The sequence below is a fragment of the Arcobacter sp. F2176 genome (assembly GCF_004116465.1).
GTDB classification, from domain to species: Bacteria; Campylobacterota; Campylobacteria; order Campylobacterales; family Arcobacteraceae; genus Arcobacter; species Arcobacter siniprincipis.
In genome coordinates this window covers 1-16,671 of record NZ_PDJV01000029.1, presented here as the reverse complement: position 1 = coordinate 16,671, position 16,671 = coordinate 1, and the positions used below count along the sequence as shown (strand labels likewise).

General features: G+C 27.8%; 17 protein-coding genes. 1 reads left to right on the top strand and 16 read right to left on the bottom strand.

What is annotated here, in order from left to right:
• Window positions 1–303: 303 nt before the first annotated feature.
• From CRU95_RS15365 to ruvA, 6 genes are read right to left on the bottom strand one after another with little or no spacing between them, the layout of a single operon-like run.
• A complete protein-coding gene (locus tag CRU95_RS15365) occupies window positions 304–795 on the bottom strand; it encodes a hypothetical protein (RefSeq protein WP_129102003.1) in 492 nt (163 codons plus the stop codon).
• A gap of 59 nt (window positions 796–854) precedes the next feature.
• Window positions 855–1,346, bottom strand: coding sequence for an HIT domain-containing protein (locus CRU95_RS15360; protein ID WP_129102002.1), 492 nt, complete (start codon window positions 1,344–1,346; stop codon window positions 855–857).
• Between the two features lie 8 nt (window positions 1,347–1,354).
• Entirely contained in the window at window positions 1,355–2,791 is a 1,437-nt protein-coding gene (locus CRU95_RS15355) for a UDP-N-acetylmuramoyl-tripeptide--D-alanyl-D-alanine ligase (RefSeq protein ID WP_129102001.1), read from the bottom strand.
• Complete coding sequence (locus CRU95_RS15350) at window positions 2,778–3,497, bottom strand: alpha/beta fold hydrolase (protein WP_129102000.1); 720 nt, start codon at window positions 3,495–3,497, stop codon at window positions 2,778–2,780. The genes CRU95_RS15355 and CRU95_RS15350 overlap by 14 nt, the downstream gene beginning before the upstream one ends.
• A 3-nt stretch (window positions 3,498–3,500) precedes the next feature.
• Window positions 3,501–4,535 carry a D-alanine--D-alanine ligase gene (locus CRU95_RS15345; RefSeq protein WP_129101999.1) on the bottom strand — a complete coding sequence of 345 codons (1,035 nt, stop codon included), beginning with the start codon at window positions 4,533–4,535 and terminating at the stop codon, window positions 3,501–3,503.
• Between the two features lie 19 nt (window positions 4,536–4,554).
• Window positions 4,555–5,115 (bottom strand): Holliday junction branch migration protein RuvA, encoded by a 561-nt coding sequence (gene ruvA, locus CRU95_RS15340; protein ID WP_129101998.1) that lies wholly within the window; start codon window positions 5,113–5,115, stop codon window positions 4,555–4,557.
• An 86-nt stretch (window positions 5,116–5,201) separates the two neighbouring features.
• Here ruvA and CRU95_RS15335 point away from each other — a divergent pair, with 86 nt between their 5' ends.
• Entirely contained in the window at window positions 5,202–7,388 is a 2,187-nt protein-coding gene (locus CRU95_RS15335; RefSeq protein WP_129101997.1) for a methyl-accepting chemotaxis protein, read from the top strand.
• Window positions 7,389–7,402: 14 nt separating this feature from the next.
• Here CRU95_RS15335 and CRU95_RS15330 read toward each other — a convergent pair whose 3' ends face one another.
• The 10 genes from CRU95_RS15330 to CRU95_RS15285 all read right to left on the bottom strand — a co-directional run bounded on the left by CRU95_RS15330 (window position 7,403) and on the right by CRU95_RS15285 (window position 16,641).
• A complete protein-coding gene (locus tag CRU95_RS15330) occupies window positions 7,403–7,738 on the bottom strand; it encodes a hypothetical protein (RefSeq protein WP_129101996.1) in 336 nt (111 codons plus the stop codon).
• A gap of 89 nt (window positions 7,739–7,827) precedes the next feature.
• Window positions 7,828–8,916 carry a tRNA pseudouridine(13) synthase TruD gene (gene truD / locus CRU95_RS15325; protein ID WP_129101995.1) on the bottom strand — a complete coding sequence of 363 codons (1,089 nt, stop codon included), beginning with the start codon at window positions 8,914–8,916 and terminating at the stop codon, window positions 7,828–7,830.
• 9 nt (window positions 8,917–8,925) lie between these two features.
• Window positions 8,926–9,756, bottom strand: a complete 831-nt coding sequence (locus CRU95_RS15320; RefSeq protein WP_129101994.1) for a thiamine-phosphate kinase — start codon at window positions 9,754–9,756, stop codon at window positions 8,926–8,928.
• A gap of 169 nt (window positions 9,757–9,925) precedes the next feature.
• Entirely contained in the window at window positions 9,926–10,357 is a 432-nt protein-coding gene (locus CRU95_RS15315; RefSeq protein WP_129101993.1) for a hypothetical protein, read from the bottom strand.
• A gap of 214 nt (window positions 10,358–10,571) precedes the next feature.
• Window positions 10,572–11,213, bottom strand: coding sequence for a tRNA pseudouridine(13) synthase TruD (gene truD, locus CRU95_RS15310; protein WP_258238736.1), 642 nt, complete (start codon window positions 11,211–11,213; stop codon window positions 10,572–10,574).
• A 9-nt stretch (window positions 11,214–11,222) separates the two neighbouring features.
• On the bottom strand, window positions 11,223–12,053 hold the full coding sequence (locus tag CRU95_RS15305; RefSeq protein ID WP_129101992.1) for a thiamine-phosphate kinase: 831 nt from the start codon (window positions 12,051–12,053) through the stop codon (window positions 11,223–11,225).
• Between the two features lie 73 nt (window positions 12,054–12,126).
• The gene (locus CRU95_RS15300) at window positions 12,127–12,591 is read right to left on the bottom strand and encodes a hypothetical protein (protein WP_129101991.1); all 465 of its coding nucleotides are present in this window, start codon (window positions 12,589–12,591) and stop codon (window positions 12,127–12,129) included.
• Window positions 12,581–13,690, bottom strand: a complete 1,110-nt coding sequence (locus CRU95_RS15295; protein WP_129101990.1) for a PepSY domain-containing protein — start codon at window positions 13,688–13,690, stop codon at window positions 12,581–12,583. Before CRU95_RS15295 ends, CRU95_RS15300 begins: the two co-directional genes overlap by 11 nt.
• A gap of 12 nt (window positions 13,691–13,702) precedes the next feature.
• Window positions 13,703–15,793 (bottom strand): TonB-dependent siderophore receptor, encoded by a 2,091-nt coding sequence (locus tag CRU95_RS15290; RefSeq protein ID WP_129101989.1) that lies wholly within the window; start codon window positions 15,791–15,793, stop codon window positions 13,703–13,705.
• A gap of 161 nt (window positions 15,794–15,954) precedes the next feature.
• Window positions 15,955–16,641, bottom strand: coding sequence for a response regulator transcription factor (locus CRU95_RS15285; RefSeq protein WP_129101988.1), 687 nt, complete (start codon window positions 16,639–16,641; stop codon window positions 15,955–15,957).
• Window positions 16,642–16,671: the final 30 nt, after the last annotated feature.

The following is a 16,671-nucleotide window of genomic DNA, read 5'->3' as shown; positions in this document are numbered from 1 at the left end:
CAGTTTAGCAATTTAGCTCAAACACAAGCTCATTAAATATAATGGCTTCCTGTTAAAATCAATCTACATCTAACCGACTCTATAATAAAATTGTACTACTTACTTGAGTGATAAATTAATTATACAAGCGTTAAGAAATGACCTAAACGGTCATTTTAGTGAGTTTTACAGGGCAGAAAATAAATATCTAACTGGAAGGTAGCTTTGCCTTCATCAATTCGGCAGTCTTTTTTGCTTACTTTTTCGAGACCAAAAAGTAAGAAGAACGAAAACTTTTAAGTTTTTATGAGAAAATAGAAAACTCTATTCAACTTTATTTAATAATGCATGTTTAGTATTTAGAAAAAGGGTATCTTTATTTTCTTTAATCAATTTATAAATTAAACTACTAGGTACATCTGCATAATCATATTTTTTTAATTTATTACTTTTATTATAATCATCACCTATCTCTTTAAACTTAGCAAAATCAATATGCGTTAAAAGAATTTTATCTTTTGATAAAAAATCTATCTTCAATAACTCATATCTTCCAAAAAAAGGTTTTTTTTTAATGCCAAAGTTTAATTGAAGTATTTTTAAATAATCTAAATCGTAAAGATAAGCACTTATTTCCTGAGATTTATCACTATTAGTTTCATAAGTTTTAAAAATATATTCTCTATTATTATTTGAAATTATTACAATTGGATAATCTTTATTATCTATAATTTTCCATTTACCAATTAAATCTTTTTTAAATACTACAAACTTTTGGGGTAATGACTCATTAAACTCACATCCAATAAAAACCATAACTATAAAAAATACACTTATTATATTAACAATTTTTTTATATATCTCATTATTTAACTTTATACAAAATACTCCAAAGCATTCTCACAAAGTTTCTTATAAATCTTCCCAAAATCAACAGGATAAACTCTAGTATCACCAATAGTCGTGATAAAATTAGTATCCCCTCCCCATCTTGGAACAAGATGATAATGAACATGCTCAGCAATACCAGCACCAGCAGCTTTGCTAAGATTCATACCAATATTTATACCCTCGGCATTTAAAACCTCTTTTAACATCTTTGTAGCTTGTTTTACTCTCAAAGACATCTCAATCCATACTTCATCGTTTAAATCTTCTATATTTTCTGTGTGAAAATTTGGGATTACCATCATATGACCCGGAGTGTATGGGTATTTGTTCATAACTACATAGCAGTTTTTATCTCTAAAAACAACACCTAGTTTTTCATCATCATTTGGATTTTCATAAATGTGGCAAAAAACACACCCATCAATCTTATCTTCTGTTACATATTCAAATCGCCAAGGTGCGTATATTCTTTCCATAATAATTCCTATATGAAGTTTGGTGCGTCGTTTGCGAAAAGGATTAAATCCCCTGCTCTTGTTTTTTCTATTAAAGTCTCTTCCATCTTTGATTTATCTTTTAGGATAAACTGTTTATTCTTATCTATATTATCACTAAAAAGATGAGTATTTAATGAACCAGTTAAAATAACAAAATCGAAGTGTTTATCTATCTCTTTTGCTAAAAGGATATTTGTCTCATCTGTTGATTCAACTAAACCTGGCGTTATGATTACTTTTCTTCCTTCATACTCGCTACATAAATTTACAGCTTCAAGCATCCCCTCAAAATTTCCATTAAAACTATCATCAATGATAACTTTCCCACCAGCTTCTATTTTTTGAAGTCTGTGTTCTACTGGTTTGATTTTATTTAGAGCTATTTTGATTTGATCTATACTCATCCCTAACTCTTTTGCCATAAGAATACAAGCTGTTAGATTCACTGCGTTGAAACTTCCAAGTATTGGTGCGTAGAAATGTTCTTGTTTCCCATCAATATTTACATCAAACCAGATTCCATCTAAATTGCTTTTTGTTATATTTAAATCATTTGGGAACTTTTCTATTTTTGCATAATCTAAAATTGGTACAGATTCATGTACAAAAGCTTTTATCATTTTTGGTGATTTTAGGATTTCCATTTTTGTGTGGATAATATTATTTAAGGTTTTGAAGTACTCTATATGTTGTTCACCTACTTGTCCTAAGATCGCATAATCTTGGTGCAAGAAGTTTGATATCTCTTCTATATCACCTTGCATTCTAGCACCTGCTTCTGCTATGTATATCTCTGCATTGTCAGGTAGGTCTCTATTTACATCTAAAACAAGTCCTGCTAGGGTATTTACACTTCTTGGAGTTTTATAGGCATTGAACTTTGATTTAAGGATTTGGTATAAATAGTTTTTTATAGATGTTTTTCCATATGATGCAGTAATAGCTATGATTTTTAAGTCTTTTATACCTTGAAGTCTTTTTTTAGCTCTATGTTTAAAAGAGATAAAAAATATTCGCTCTAAAGAGAAAGAGACCAAATAAGCTATAAATAGTGGGATAAAAATACCAGCAGATTTACAATTTTCACTTACAAAACATAAAAGACTTATACTAAATGTTACAAACAGAAGTATGGCTAAGAATCTTTGAACCCTTGAAGTTAAAACCAAAGGTTTATCAAGTTTCATATTCCATAAAACTAATAGGGGCAAATATAAAGCATAAAAATAAACTAAAAAGTATAATGACGGCAATAAATAATACATCACAAAAGGCGTTACAAAATATATAATATGCCAATGCAATTTGTGATGTTTAAAAATAACTCTTTCTAACTTATAGCTATACCATTGTAAATTGGTAATCAAATACCAACCAAGTGCCATAACTAAAACTAAATGTGTAAATATATTAAAGTATTCCATTTTCTACTCTTTCACTTATATCTTTTGCATGTTCAACAAAGAAGAAGTGAGTCCCTTCATATGATTTAAATTCACTGTTTTTTATAAGTGAGGCTATTTTTTCTCCTGAGGCTAAAGAAGTTGCAGTATCACTTTCACCCCAAAAAATATATGCTTTCCCTAAAAAGTTTTTAAAATCTTCGGTAAAATCTTCATTTAGTACATTTTTAAAAGTTGCATACATATTTTCACTCATATTATCCACATCTTTACTTCTAAAAATCTTAGTAATAGCACCTAATCCCAAGGCTTTAAAAAACTTTGCCATTTTGATTTTTCTTTTTACTTTAGCTGATTTTTCTTCTACTATTCCTGCACTACTTAAAAGTATAAGATTTTTAGGGTTTAATTTTGTGGCAACTTTTCCTCCGTATGAGTGTCCCATAATTGTATCTTTTGAGGCATTGATAGTTTTTAAAAATATTTCCATGATATTTGTATAATCATCTGTTGTAAGAACATATTGTGTAGGGCTTTTTCCAAAACCTGGTAAGTCCACATAGATATGTCTAAACTGGGGCAAATAGTTTTTGAAGTTTTTACTCATGATATCTTTATTTGAACCCCAACCATGGAGAATAATAATATCTTTTTTTGAAGATTGATTTACTATTTCATATGAGATATCAAAAGTTTTATTATCGTATTGGATTGATTTTAAAGCCAAGGTTTATTTACCCTTAGCCGCTTGGATTTTATTTACATAGTCATATGAGATTTTGATTTTATCTTTTAGCCTTAGTGATTTTGATAGTTCTTTTATACTTGCATCAAAATCTTCAAACAGATAGTTTGCCATAGAACCAGGGATTGGGTTAATCTCATTTAAATATACTTCATCATCTATTACAAAAAAATCACATCTAATCATTGCATCATTAAAAGTAGTATTATAAATAGTCTCAAAAGCTTTTTTCAACTTATCTTTTAACTCATCACTAATATTAGCAACACTTACTCGCTCTGTTCTTGCAAAATCAAGGTACTTTTTATCAAAATCTAAAAAGTCAGCTTTTTGTGGCTCTTCTACTATTGAGTATTTGATTTCATTCCCTATTTTATAACCCGCAAGGTTGTACTCTTTTATATTTGGTACGAAAGTTTCTATTAAAACTGCATTATCAAACTCAAAAGCAACATCAAGGGCATAACTTAACTCTTCTTTTGATTTTACAATACTAACCCCAATTGAGCTTCCTAAAGTAACTGGTTTCACAATTACTGGAAATTGTTCTACACTTACTTCATCAAATTTTGTAAAGTATTGATAAGGTATTGTCTTAATCCCTAAAGATGAAGCATATCCTTTTGTTAAAAACTTATTGAAACTTACACTACAAGCTCCAACTCTAGGACCTATGTATCTTATATCAAAAAATTCAAATAGTGAAGCAACTATTCCATCTTCACCATCTCCACCATGAATTAAGTTTAATACAATATCAAACTCTACATTTTTTTCACCAAACATAGCTTTTTTTGAAAAGCCACCTTTTTTGATAGTTAATTTATCGCACTTTTTATATTCACCAGTACTAAAAAGTTTTGATTTTATTGTTTTAGTAGGAATATGATAAAAGTCTCTGTTCTCATCTAAAAATATATACTCTAATTCACTTTTAATAACATCTCTCATAGCAATAGCAGATACTATTGAAATCTCATGTTCATAACTACTTCCACCAAAAACTATAGCAATCTTCATTCTTATCTAACCTTTAAATCTATTTTTGTAATCTTTTAAGTGCTTCTCTTACTAAGTCACTTGTATTTGTAGCACTACAGCTTTTTAATGCTTTACTTATAACATCTTTTTTGAATCCTAATGATTCCAATGCCATAGATGCTTCCATCATATTTGTACCCATTGAATCTTCATCACTATTTCCATCAATAACAAATCCAGATAACTCAACCAAAATTCTACTAGCTCCTTTTGGACCAATGCCTGGAACTCTTTTTAACATAGAAATATCATTTGAACTTACTATTTGAGAAAAAGAACTTGGAGTAAAAGTTGAACAAATAGCAAGTGCTACTTTTGGTCCCACTCCATTTATTTTTATTACTGTATCAAAAAGTTTTTTTTCATTTACATCAATAAATCCATATAAAGACTGAGAATCTTCTCTTATTATGTATGTAGTATGTAAAAAAATATTATTATCTACAATTTTAGAACTACAATTAACAGATACGAAGACCTCATAAACTAACCCATTAACATCGATATGTAAGAGGGTTGGCTCTTTTCTTATTATTTTTCCGTTTATTCCAACTATCATTATTTTTTCAAATCTCTTTAAGTTTTTAATTGTTTATAAATAGATTTAATTATATACTATTACAACTTAAAGATTAAGGTTAATAAATGTTTGGATTTATATCGAAAAAAATAAGCAATAAGATAATATTTGCACTAATTATTTTAATGACAATTAGTAGTACTTCAGTGATTTACTTTACTACAACAGAAGTAAAAAGAGATTCTTTAAATACTACAAAAGAATACTTAGAAATGTTAAATACGGCAATGTTTCAAAGTTTAAGAAATGCAATGTCAACGGGGGATGTTGCTACTATCCAAAAAGCAGAAAAAGATGCAGCAACCATAAAAGGTGTTAAAAATTTAACTGTTGCAAAAAGTAAACCCCTAATCGAAATGTATGCACCTAATGCAAAATATACAGAAGATCCCAATATATTAAAATCTTTTGAAACTAAAAATTCTCAATTATTTGAAACAACAGATAATGGTAATCATGAAATAAGAATGATCAAACCTATGATTGCGGAACAAGATTGTATTATGTGTCATGCAAATCAACAAGTTGGTGATGTAATTGGAGTAATGGACTTAACTTTTTCACTACAAGATTCAGATAGAGAACTAGTTGATTTAGTTGTAAGTATTTCTACTACTTCACTTATACTTAGTATATTGACTATTGTATTAATTTTCTTTTTAGTTAAAAGAGCTACAAACCCAATTGAGTCTTTAAAATCAGGTTTTACAAACTTAATTGAATCAAATGATACAAATATAAGATTAAGCGTTCAATCAAAAGATGAAATTTCTGAAGTTGCTGATTTATTTAACTCATATATGGATAAAGTTAATGCAGGTCTTGCACTTGATGCCAAAGTTATTGAAGAAGCAAATGATGTTTTAGAAAAAACAGGTAATGGATTTTTTGTATATAATGTTAATTCTAAAGCTGCAAATCCTCATGTTGAAGATTTAAAAAATAAACTTAATACTATGATTAGTGGAACTAGAGCTACCCTAGAAAAAATAAATGCTACTTTAAAACACTACTCTGAATCAAAATTTGATGCACAAATTGATGATAAGGGTATTTATGGAGACTTAGGTTCACTAACTGCTGGAATAAAACTTGTAGGACATAATACTTCTGAAATCTTAGCAATGATTATGAATACGGGTGATTCATTAAATGAAAATACTCAAACATTATCAGATGCTGCAAGCAATTTATCTAAATCATCAAATAAACAAGCTGCATCTTTAGAAGAGACAGCTGCTGCATTAGAAGAAATAACTTCTAACATAAAAGGAACAAATGAAGCAGCTAGTAAAATGAAGCTATTATCTCAGGAACTTACTGCTTCTGCAAAAAATGGACAAGATTTAGCAAATCAAACTGCTAATTCAATGGAAGATATTAATAAACAAGTAAGTTCAATAAATGATGCTATTGAAATAATTGATCAAATTGCATTTCAAACAAATATTCTTTCACTTAATGCTGCTGTAGAAGCTGCAACTGCTGGGGAAGCAGGTAAAGGTTTTGCTGTTGTTGCTCAAGAAGTGCGAAACCTTGCATCAAGAAGTGCAGAAGCTGCTAAAGAGATAAAAGATATAGTTGAAGCTGCTTCGATGAAAGCAAAAGGCGGACAAGATATTTCAAATAAAATGATTGAAGGATATAATGAATTAAATCAAAATGTTACTGATACAATAGTAATGATTGATAATGTTTCAAATGCAGCAAAAGAACAAGAAGCTGGTATTAGACAAATCAATGATGCTGTTACAACTTTAGATCAAGCGACACAACAAAATGCAGGAGTAGCAGAAGATATATCTAATATGTCAAGATTGATTGCTAATATGTCAAATTCTCTTGTAACAGCTGCTTCAAGAGCTAGTTTTATTCAAGATGCGAGAGAACAAGTATGTAATGTAGACTTAGTCTATGATGCAGCAAAAGTAAAAGTAAATGTTTTAGAATTAAAAGATCAAGCTTATTCTAGATTGGGTGAAAAAACTAAATGGAGTGCAACGCCTTCAGAAGTTCTTTCTACATTTATTAGTAATTTTGAAGCAACTTATAATATTGAAGCATCTAATTCACTTGAAGAGCTTAAAACTTTAAATAGTTCATTGGCAAGAAAGATACAAGCATTAACTGATGCAAATGCAAATAATGAAGCAAATAATATTTTAAATGAGAAAGCAAAAGAAGTTGAAATAGAGTCTTTAAGAATATTTGGAACTTTAAATACTCTTAAAAAAGAAGTATGTAATAAATAGAAAGTTTGAACTTTCTATTTATTGATATTGGCAAACATTTTATCGATATCCTCTTGAGATATTTCATCATCATATTTATCACCTGAAATATGTTTCGCAGTTGGCGCTATATTAAATCTAGATCCATCTATGCCTTGAGCTTCGCAAATACAATTCACAACTCTTTCAAGTTTTTGTCTGAAGATATCTTCTTCTTGTATTGTATTCATAACTTCCATAATCAAATCACTTGATTCTTTTTCTTTTGTATATGATAAAGCTAATTCTAGTTTATCAAAAACTGATACAGCTACCTTTTCAGAACTCTTTATAACATGGTCTAATTCGACAACTACCTCTTCATAATTCATGATAAACCTTTTATTTAAAACATTAAATTTATTTAAATTAAAGTTTATCAAAGCTAAGCTTAAAAATGTTATCTACACTTAATTATTTATTAATGTATTATTTCTGAAATAACTTGTGTGGCATATGAACCTTTTGGTAAAGTAAAAGATATCTCAAACCAATTTTTATCTTCTTTATAATTTGATTCTATTTCATCTGGAAATACCCAAGCAAATCTTCTTGCTCCATCTTCAAATGTTTTTTTATCAAACTCTTTTTCAAATTCTTGAGCTAAACCTTCACTTACTTTTACTCTTTTACCTGGTAATAATCCAGTAGGAACTCTATCTTTTTTATAAAACTTTTCACTTTCAATTTCTAACTCTTCAGCTATAAATATTTTTCCAAAAGGATAATGACTCATAAGTTCACCCGGAAGCATTTTAAAAGGGTGTTCTTGAGCTTTCATTTGTTTTACTATATCTTGAGGAAGTCCAATTTTTTCGCAAATCTCTTTTGGTTCAAAAGCATCAATTAATTTAGAAATTTCAACTCTTTTTGAAAGCCAAGAGTTAAATAAAAAACTTTGATAAGCATTTAAATACATCTGTTTTAGGTTTCTTCTTTTCTCTTTTAGTGTACCCTCAACTATTTGTTGACCTTTTTCATGATTATCACCAAAGGCTCCAAATCTTTGAACACCAAAATAATTAGGAATACCATAAGTAGCAATCTTACCTAAAGCTTGTTCTATCTTTTTAGAATCCATTGGACTAACTCTTTTTAGTCTAATAAAAAACTTATTACCTTTTAAGTGACCAATTCTAATCTTATTATTATGATTAATAGTTTCTAAGAACTTTATATTTTCATGAGTAAAGCTATTTATTTTCTCTTCAAATTGTTTAGGAATAGAGATATGTTGTATGGTCATTGCATTTTTATCTTTTAATCCTGCATATCCAATGTCTCTTAATTTACACCCAATACTATCTGCAATAATTTGTAAAGCATCCCAAGTAGATAAATCTTTTTTCCTAAGTTTTACTACTATATGCTCACCCTCACCTACAAAGTCATATAAAGGTATTTCTGTAACGACGAAATCATCTTTGTTTTGTTTAAATAATACATCTATTTTTGAATGATTTAAATAGTATTGTAAATTGTGTTTGTTTAAGTTTGTGTTTTCTTCCAATATTTTCCCTTAATTAAAATGATGATTTTGACAATCACCTTTATATGTTCCATCAACTACTTTTGCAAAGATGTTTAATTTTACTTTATGCTTTTTTGCTATTTTAGAGATGATATCTCTATTTTTTGCGCAAAAAGAGAAAAGTATTTCATACTCTTCTCCTGAACATCCTATGTCTTTACTAATTTTATCAAAAAAATCAAATCCTAAGTTATTTATTTCTGATAATCTTTCAAGTTCAAAAAACAAACCATCAGAAATATCAAGAGCACAGTTAATATAAGGAGATATTTCATAAAAAAATTCAGATTTTAGTTTTGGTTTTATGAACTTAGATTTTTTAGAGACTTCTTTCCCTTGTAATAAAGATTTTAAATCTTTTTTGCAAGTTCCTAGCTCTCCTGTATAACATAAAAAATCATCTTTTTTTAAACCTTTTCTAAATATTGGTTTTTTTGTTTTTGAAATAATTGTAATAGAAATATCAAGTTTGATATTTGATATTGTATCACCACCAATTATTTTAATCCCAAATTTCTTTGCAATATTTTTAAAGCCATTTGCTAACTCTTTCAAATCATCTTTAGAGAAATCTTTAGGAATAGCTATACTTATAAGTGCATACTTAGGAATTGCATTCATAACTATTGCATCGGAGATATTTACAATCATTGCTTTTCTTGCAATATCTTTTAAACTCATCCAATCTCGTTTAAAATGCACATTTTCAAAAAAAGCATCCATACTATATACATGTGAGCCAACAACAGCTCCATCATCACCAATAATATTTTTATGAGTGTTTTTAAATTGTTTTATAAAAAAGTCTTCTTTATTCATTGGGGGATTTTATCATAAATTGACTTGATTTTTTGATAAATTATTTATGTCAAAAATTTAGAATAAAAGATTGACAAATATATTTATTCTAAATTATATTTAAAGATGAACTAAAGTTGCTCACCTTTTGTTGAAAGCTAATTTAAATAATAATTATATCAACTTTAAATTAGTCAATAAACCATTTTAAGTCAACATTCATATACTCTTCACTTAACTTTTGATTTATTCCAACTAACCATCTACTCATGTGAAAATTCCCATCTGTATCATAAAGTATAAAAAAATGATATGCAGTAGGCTGAAATTTGTATTTTGTACCATCTTCTTGAATACTAATTGCTCTAGTATTAGTCATATAAACTTTATTATCTTTTATGTAAATTTCATCTGCATCAACTACATTTTTTATTCCATTTATTTCTCTCATTACTCTAACGTTATGTCCATTATTAATAGCATCAATAAGAACTTCCAACTTTCCACTAACAACATTTCCATTTTCATCATTGTGATAAACCATTTGCCAAGCAAAACTTTGTGTGAAACCAAATAATAGTGTAAAAAACACTCCAGACTTTAATAATTTTTTTATATTCATATTATCCTCCTAAAAATTTCATATAGTATATAGATAAATTTCTAATTATTTCATAAAATTAAACTCTTAAAATGTAAAATTAATATTTTAAGAATTTAAACAATAATTAAGATAATCATTATCAATATTATGTTAATATTCTCAAATGGAAAAAAAGAAAAGTTTATTTAGTAGTATTTTTACTTGTTATTTGTACTCACATTTATTTATTTGCTCAATTACATACAGAGTTAAATAAAAAACTTTGATAAGCATTTAAATACATCTGTTTTAGGTTTCTTCTTTTCTCTTTTAGTGTACCCTCAACTATTTGTTGACCTTTTTCATGATTATCACCAAAGGCTCCAAATCTTTGAACACCAAAATAATTAGGAATACCATAAGTAGCAATCTTACCTAAAGCTTGTTCTATCTTTTTAGAATCCATTGGACTAACTCTTTTTAGTCTAATAAAAAACTTATTACCTTTTAAGTGACCAATTCTAATCTTATTATTATGATTAATAGTTTCTAAGAACTTTATATTTTCATGAGTAAAGCTATTTATTTTCTCTTCAAATTGTTTAGGAATAGAGATATGTTGTATGGTCATTGCATTTTTATCTTTTAATCCTGCATATCCAATGTCTCTTAATTTACACCCAATACTATCTGCAATAATTTGTAAAGCATCCCAAGTAGATAAATCTTTTTTCCTAAGTTTTACTACTATATGCTCACCCTCACCTACAAAGTCATATAAAGGTATTTCTGTAACGACGAAATCATCTTTGTTTTGTTTAAATAATACATCTATTTTTGAATGATTTAAATAGTATTGTAAATTGTGTTTGTTTAAGTTTGTGTTTTCTTCCAATATTTTCCCTTAATTAAAATGATGATTTTGACAATCACCTTTATATGTTCCATCAACTACTTTTGCAAAGATGTTTAATTTTACTTTATGCTTTTTTGCTATTTTAGAGATGATATCTCTATTTTTTGCGCAAAAAGAGAAAAGTATTTCATACTCTTCTCCTGAACATCCTATGTCTTTACTAATTTTATCAAAAAAATCAAATCCTAAGTTGTTTGTCTCAGATAATCTTTCAAGTTCAAAAAACAAACCATCAGAAATATCAAGAGCACAGTTAATATAAGGAGATATTTCATAAAAGAATTCAGATTTTAGTTTTGGTTTTATGAACTTAGATTTTTTAGAGACTTCTTTTCCTTGCAATAAAGATTCTAAATCTTTTTTACAAGTTCCAAGTTCTCCAGTAAAACAAACTAAATCTCCTTTTTTTAAGCCTTTTCTAAAAATAGGTTTTTTTGTTTTTGAAATAATTGTAATAGAAATATCAAGTTTTACATTAGAAATAGTATCTCCACCAATTATTTTTATTCCAAATTTTTTAGCAATATTTTTGAAACCATTTGCTAACTCTTTTAAATCATCTTTAGAAAAATCTTTAGGAATAGCTATACTTATAAGTGCATACTTAGGAATTGCATTCATAACTATGGCATCTGATATGTTTACAATCATAGCTTTTCTAGCAATATCTTTTAAACTCATCCACTCTCGCTTAAAGTGTACATTTTCAAAAAAAGCATCCATACTATATACATGTGAGCCAACAACTGCCCCATCATCACCAATAATATTTTTATGAGTGTTTTTAAATTGTTTTATAAAAAAGTCTTCTTTATTCATGGGAGGATTTTAACATAAATTCACTTCATGTTATACTCTCCCCGTAAATATTTTATGTGTAGAAAATTATTCTTTAATCAGTAGTAGAAAGAACCTCTTTTAAAGGCCAAGAAATGTGAATTATTTTTCCATCCCATTTTTCAATTATTAACCAAAGTTTATCATCTTTAGCAATTGTTTTGGGAAAGGGAACATGAGCATCTAGTTCATAGGGACTTCCATGAACTAAGCCTTCTATTAAACTTATTTTGGGAAGTTCTTTTGAAACTTGTAAATTAATAATTCTAAAATGTGCTAAATCTTCAACATTAAATTCTACCCCATAATCTTTCATTTTAGTTCCATTAAATATTGTATAAGGAGCTTTTGTATTTTCTTCAAATAAAACTACTTTAAAATCATCAATAAATCTCTGTTTGTAATATTTGTGATCAGGTTCACTTTCTCCATACCAAAAATATATTGCTAAATAAATAAAAGGAATTAAAACAAATATAAGTGAAAAATTTATTGCTTTCTTTTTTGTTTTATATTGCATCTTCATTCCCTCTTTTTGCTGTTCTTTTTGTCCACATTAGCATTCCACTTAATATCAAACCACTTAATATAAGTCCAAAAATAAACCAAAGTATTTTAATCCAAAAACCACCAAAATTCCCCACATGTAAAGCTCTCATAAAAGTAGCTGTTGCACTTAAAAAACTTTTGTTAGTTCCTAGTCTCACTTCTAAAATCTCATTATTGTATGGATTCATGTAAACTGTATCTCTGAAAAACAGAGTTCTTTTCTCTCCTGAAACTTTTAAAGGCTCATATGCATTTGAAGGAAGAGTTACTAAATCTAAATTTGGGATTTTTTCATTTGCTTTTTTTATAGAAATATCTAAATTAGGCAAGGTCATTTTTTCATTTACTTTTAGCAAAGGTAGATCTTTTTTAGAAATAACAACTTGTTTATTTAAATCTTCAAAAGGAAAACTAATTTCCCTTAATACCATCATAACCAAAAACCAAATTGCAGTTATGGAAATAATTAATCCAAACCAAACAGCCCAAACTCCACCAACTTTGTGTAGGCTAATTAATAATGGTCTTGTTCCTTTATTAGTATGAATCTTTGGTTTTGTAAATGATTTCCAAAATTTTCTATATATTATAAGCCCTGTTACTAAAGAAATAAAAAGTGGGATAGAGAAAATACAGACAATATACCAACCTATAAAAACTCCTCCAATCTCTGGCATCATAAGCCAACCATGAATTGCTCGAATAATACTTTGAAATGTATGTCCTGTAGATACTTCGCCAACTATTCCAGTTCCAGCATCAATCCAAACTCTTGCAAATGGGCTATCAGGAAGAGAAACATAAGCTAAGTGTGCTAAATAAGGTTCTACAGTTTCTATACTATATATTTTTGCCCCAGGAACTTGCTCTTGAATTTTTGTAATTAATTCACTAGTAGTAAAAATAGCATCACCAGAAGCTCTTACTCCGGGATTAAAAAGCCATGTTATTTCATAACTTACAACTGCTAAAGTTCCTGTTATACAAATAAAAAATATTATAAGCCAAAAAGGAAGCCCCATCCAAAGATGCAGCTTCCAAAAAGGTTTTCTCCAATTATTGTTATTCATTTAAAATATTACTTAAAATCTATATTTCATGTTAATTGTTGCACTTCTTGGTGATCCATAAACCATTCCAGAATACCCTAATCCACTGTAATACTCTTTATCAAATAGATTATTAACATTTAATTGGAAGTCTAAATTATTATTTACCTTATATCCTGTCATCAAGTCCACAGTAACATAACTATCTTGTGTAATTCTTCCATAATCTGTATCTGTGTAAATTTTACTTTTGTAATTTATTCCTGCACCAATTCTATAATCTTTTATTGAATATTTTGCAAATAAGTTTGCTGTTGTTCTTGAAGAAGTAGTATTATATTTACTACCATCAGAATTTTTTGCTTGAAAATTAGCTAAACCAAAATCAAGATCAAGATTATCTGTCACTTTCCCCGATACACTTATTTCAAATCCTTTACTTACAACTTCTTTAGCTTCATAAATTGATTCTAATTTACTATTTACTTCTCCTGTATCTGATGGGGCACCATCTTGTTCTATTCTAAATAAAGTTAAAGAAGTATTTAAATCACCTTCAAAATATTCACCTTTTATTCCTACTTCATAATTTTTTCCATCAATTGGGTCTAAATAATTACCACTATTGTCTTTTTTATCTTGTGGTTTAAAGATACTAGTATAACTTGCATATATTGAATGATTTTTATTTATATCATAAACCAATCCAACATAAGGTGTCGTTTCATTTTTATACTCTCTATCTCTTGTACTATCATCATTTTCATATTTCCAAGATGAAAGTCTTATCCCTGAAATTAATTTTAAATTTTCGCTTAAAGAAATTTTTCCAGCAAGATAAATTCCACTTTGTGTTGTTTCATCTAAATTATCATGAGTCGAAGTACCATAAGTTGGCTTTGGAATTGATATATTATTAAAATCTATTGTACTCCAGTTTAAATTACTTGCATAATCATTTTTTTTAGTTTTAGATTTATTATACATTGCTCCAATAATAATTTCTTGTCCTAATTTTCCCACTTCAAAGGGAATAGAAGTATATAAATCAATATTATTTTCTTTTATATCTTTGGCAAATTCATAGCCATAAACTCCATAATCAGAGGAACCAAGTACTTGACCACCTGTATTTTTGTCTACTTTTCCACCATAATATACTAAGTTACCATCAGAACTAATTTCTTTTCGTGATAAAGATAAATTAATAAAACTGTCATTGATTATATATTGTTTTAAATCTGCATAATAATTTGTTGTTTTTATATTCCATTCGGCCCAATCATCTGAAATAGTATTTGAATTATCAAAATGCGTTTTACTACCATCACCATAAAAAGCAGGTAATCCACCCCATCTAATTCCACTTCTATCTATATCTTCTACACTAGCACCTAAAGATAAAAATGTTGTATTAGTCAAATCCATATCAAGAACACCATATAAAACATCTGTAGATTTTTCATATTTATCCATAAAAGAATCTTGATCTTGATGTTTAGCTACAACTCTTACTCTTACTGTTCCCTCTTCATTTAAAGAAGTCTGTATATCAGCGGTAGAACTATAATTATTCCAAGAACCAGCAGAAAAATCTATATTTCCTTTAAGCTCTTTTGAGTTTGCATGTTTTCTAATAAAGTTCATTCCCATAGCTGGATTACCTGCACCAGTCATAAGACCATTTGCACCTTTTACTATTTCTACTCTATCAAAAATTGATAAATCTGGATCATCTGCATTATCACTAACAGAATATGTTGGTATACCATCAAATAAGTAATAATCTATAGTGAAACCTCTTGCTGTAGGATATACTCTTTCATCCATTTGATTTAAAGTTACCCCTGGAGTTTTTGCTAATAATTCTTGATATGTGGTTATATTTTGATCTTCTAATTTTTGTTTTGTAAAAACCAATACAGACTGAGGTGTTTCTCTAGCTGATAAATCTAATTTTGTAGCTGTACGGAGACCACTTACAGTATAAGATTTTGTATTATCTTCCACGCCCATAACTTCAACTTCTTTTAATGTAGTTGTAGCACTATTATCTGCATAAACTTGACTTGATAAACACATTATCAAACAGATTGATAATTTTATTTTTCCATTTACTTTCATTTGTTTCCTTCTGATAATTATGATAATTAGTATCATTAATATTTCGAATTTAACCTATATTTTTCTTAATCAATCCTGAAAAATCTTATAATTATTCAATAAAGACAAAAAGCCATTTCTAGGACATTAGTAGGACATTTTTAAGACATTTATTTTGATTTTCAAGATAAGGTAGTTATTTTATATCCAATTTTTGAGAAGTTTTCTAAACAGTTATTTGGAAGTTTTTTTCTTAATTTTCGTGCAACTGAACGAATAGCATCTTCACTCATTATAGATCCATTCCAAACTTTTTCTTGTATTATTTCATAAAGAACAACTTTATTTTTATGTTCACACAATAAAGATAAAAGATCTAACTCTTTACTTGTGAGTTTGATACTTATTCCTTTATTTTGCAATCTTTTATTAAATGCATCAAAATAACAATCTATAGAAAATAAAGTTTTGTTTGAATTATCACTTATAATCTTTTCTGAACATTGAGATAATATGGGATATAAAGTTTCATGGGATATTGGTTTTACTAAATATTTTATTAGACCCAATTCAATAGCTTCTAATAAATATTCTGTTTGAGTATGAGCACTTAAAACAATAATTTTTATATCTAAATCTTTTTCTCTAATCTTTTTTATCATATCTAAGCCATTTATATTTGGCATATTTATATCAGTAATTATAATATTAATTTTATTATTATCAATAATTTCAAAAGCTTCAGAAGCATCTCTTGCTTCAAAAACATTGTCAAAAAAATTTTCCAAATAGGAAATAGCATTTGACCTTATGTAATCTTCATCATCAACAAATAGTATACTTATACTTTCGAACTCTTTTTTATTCATAAACCCATTATATCAAAAAAAGTATAATTT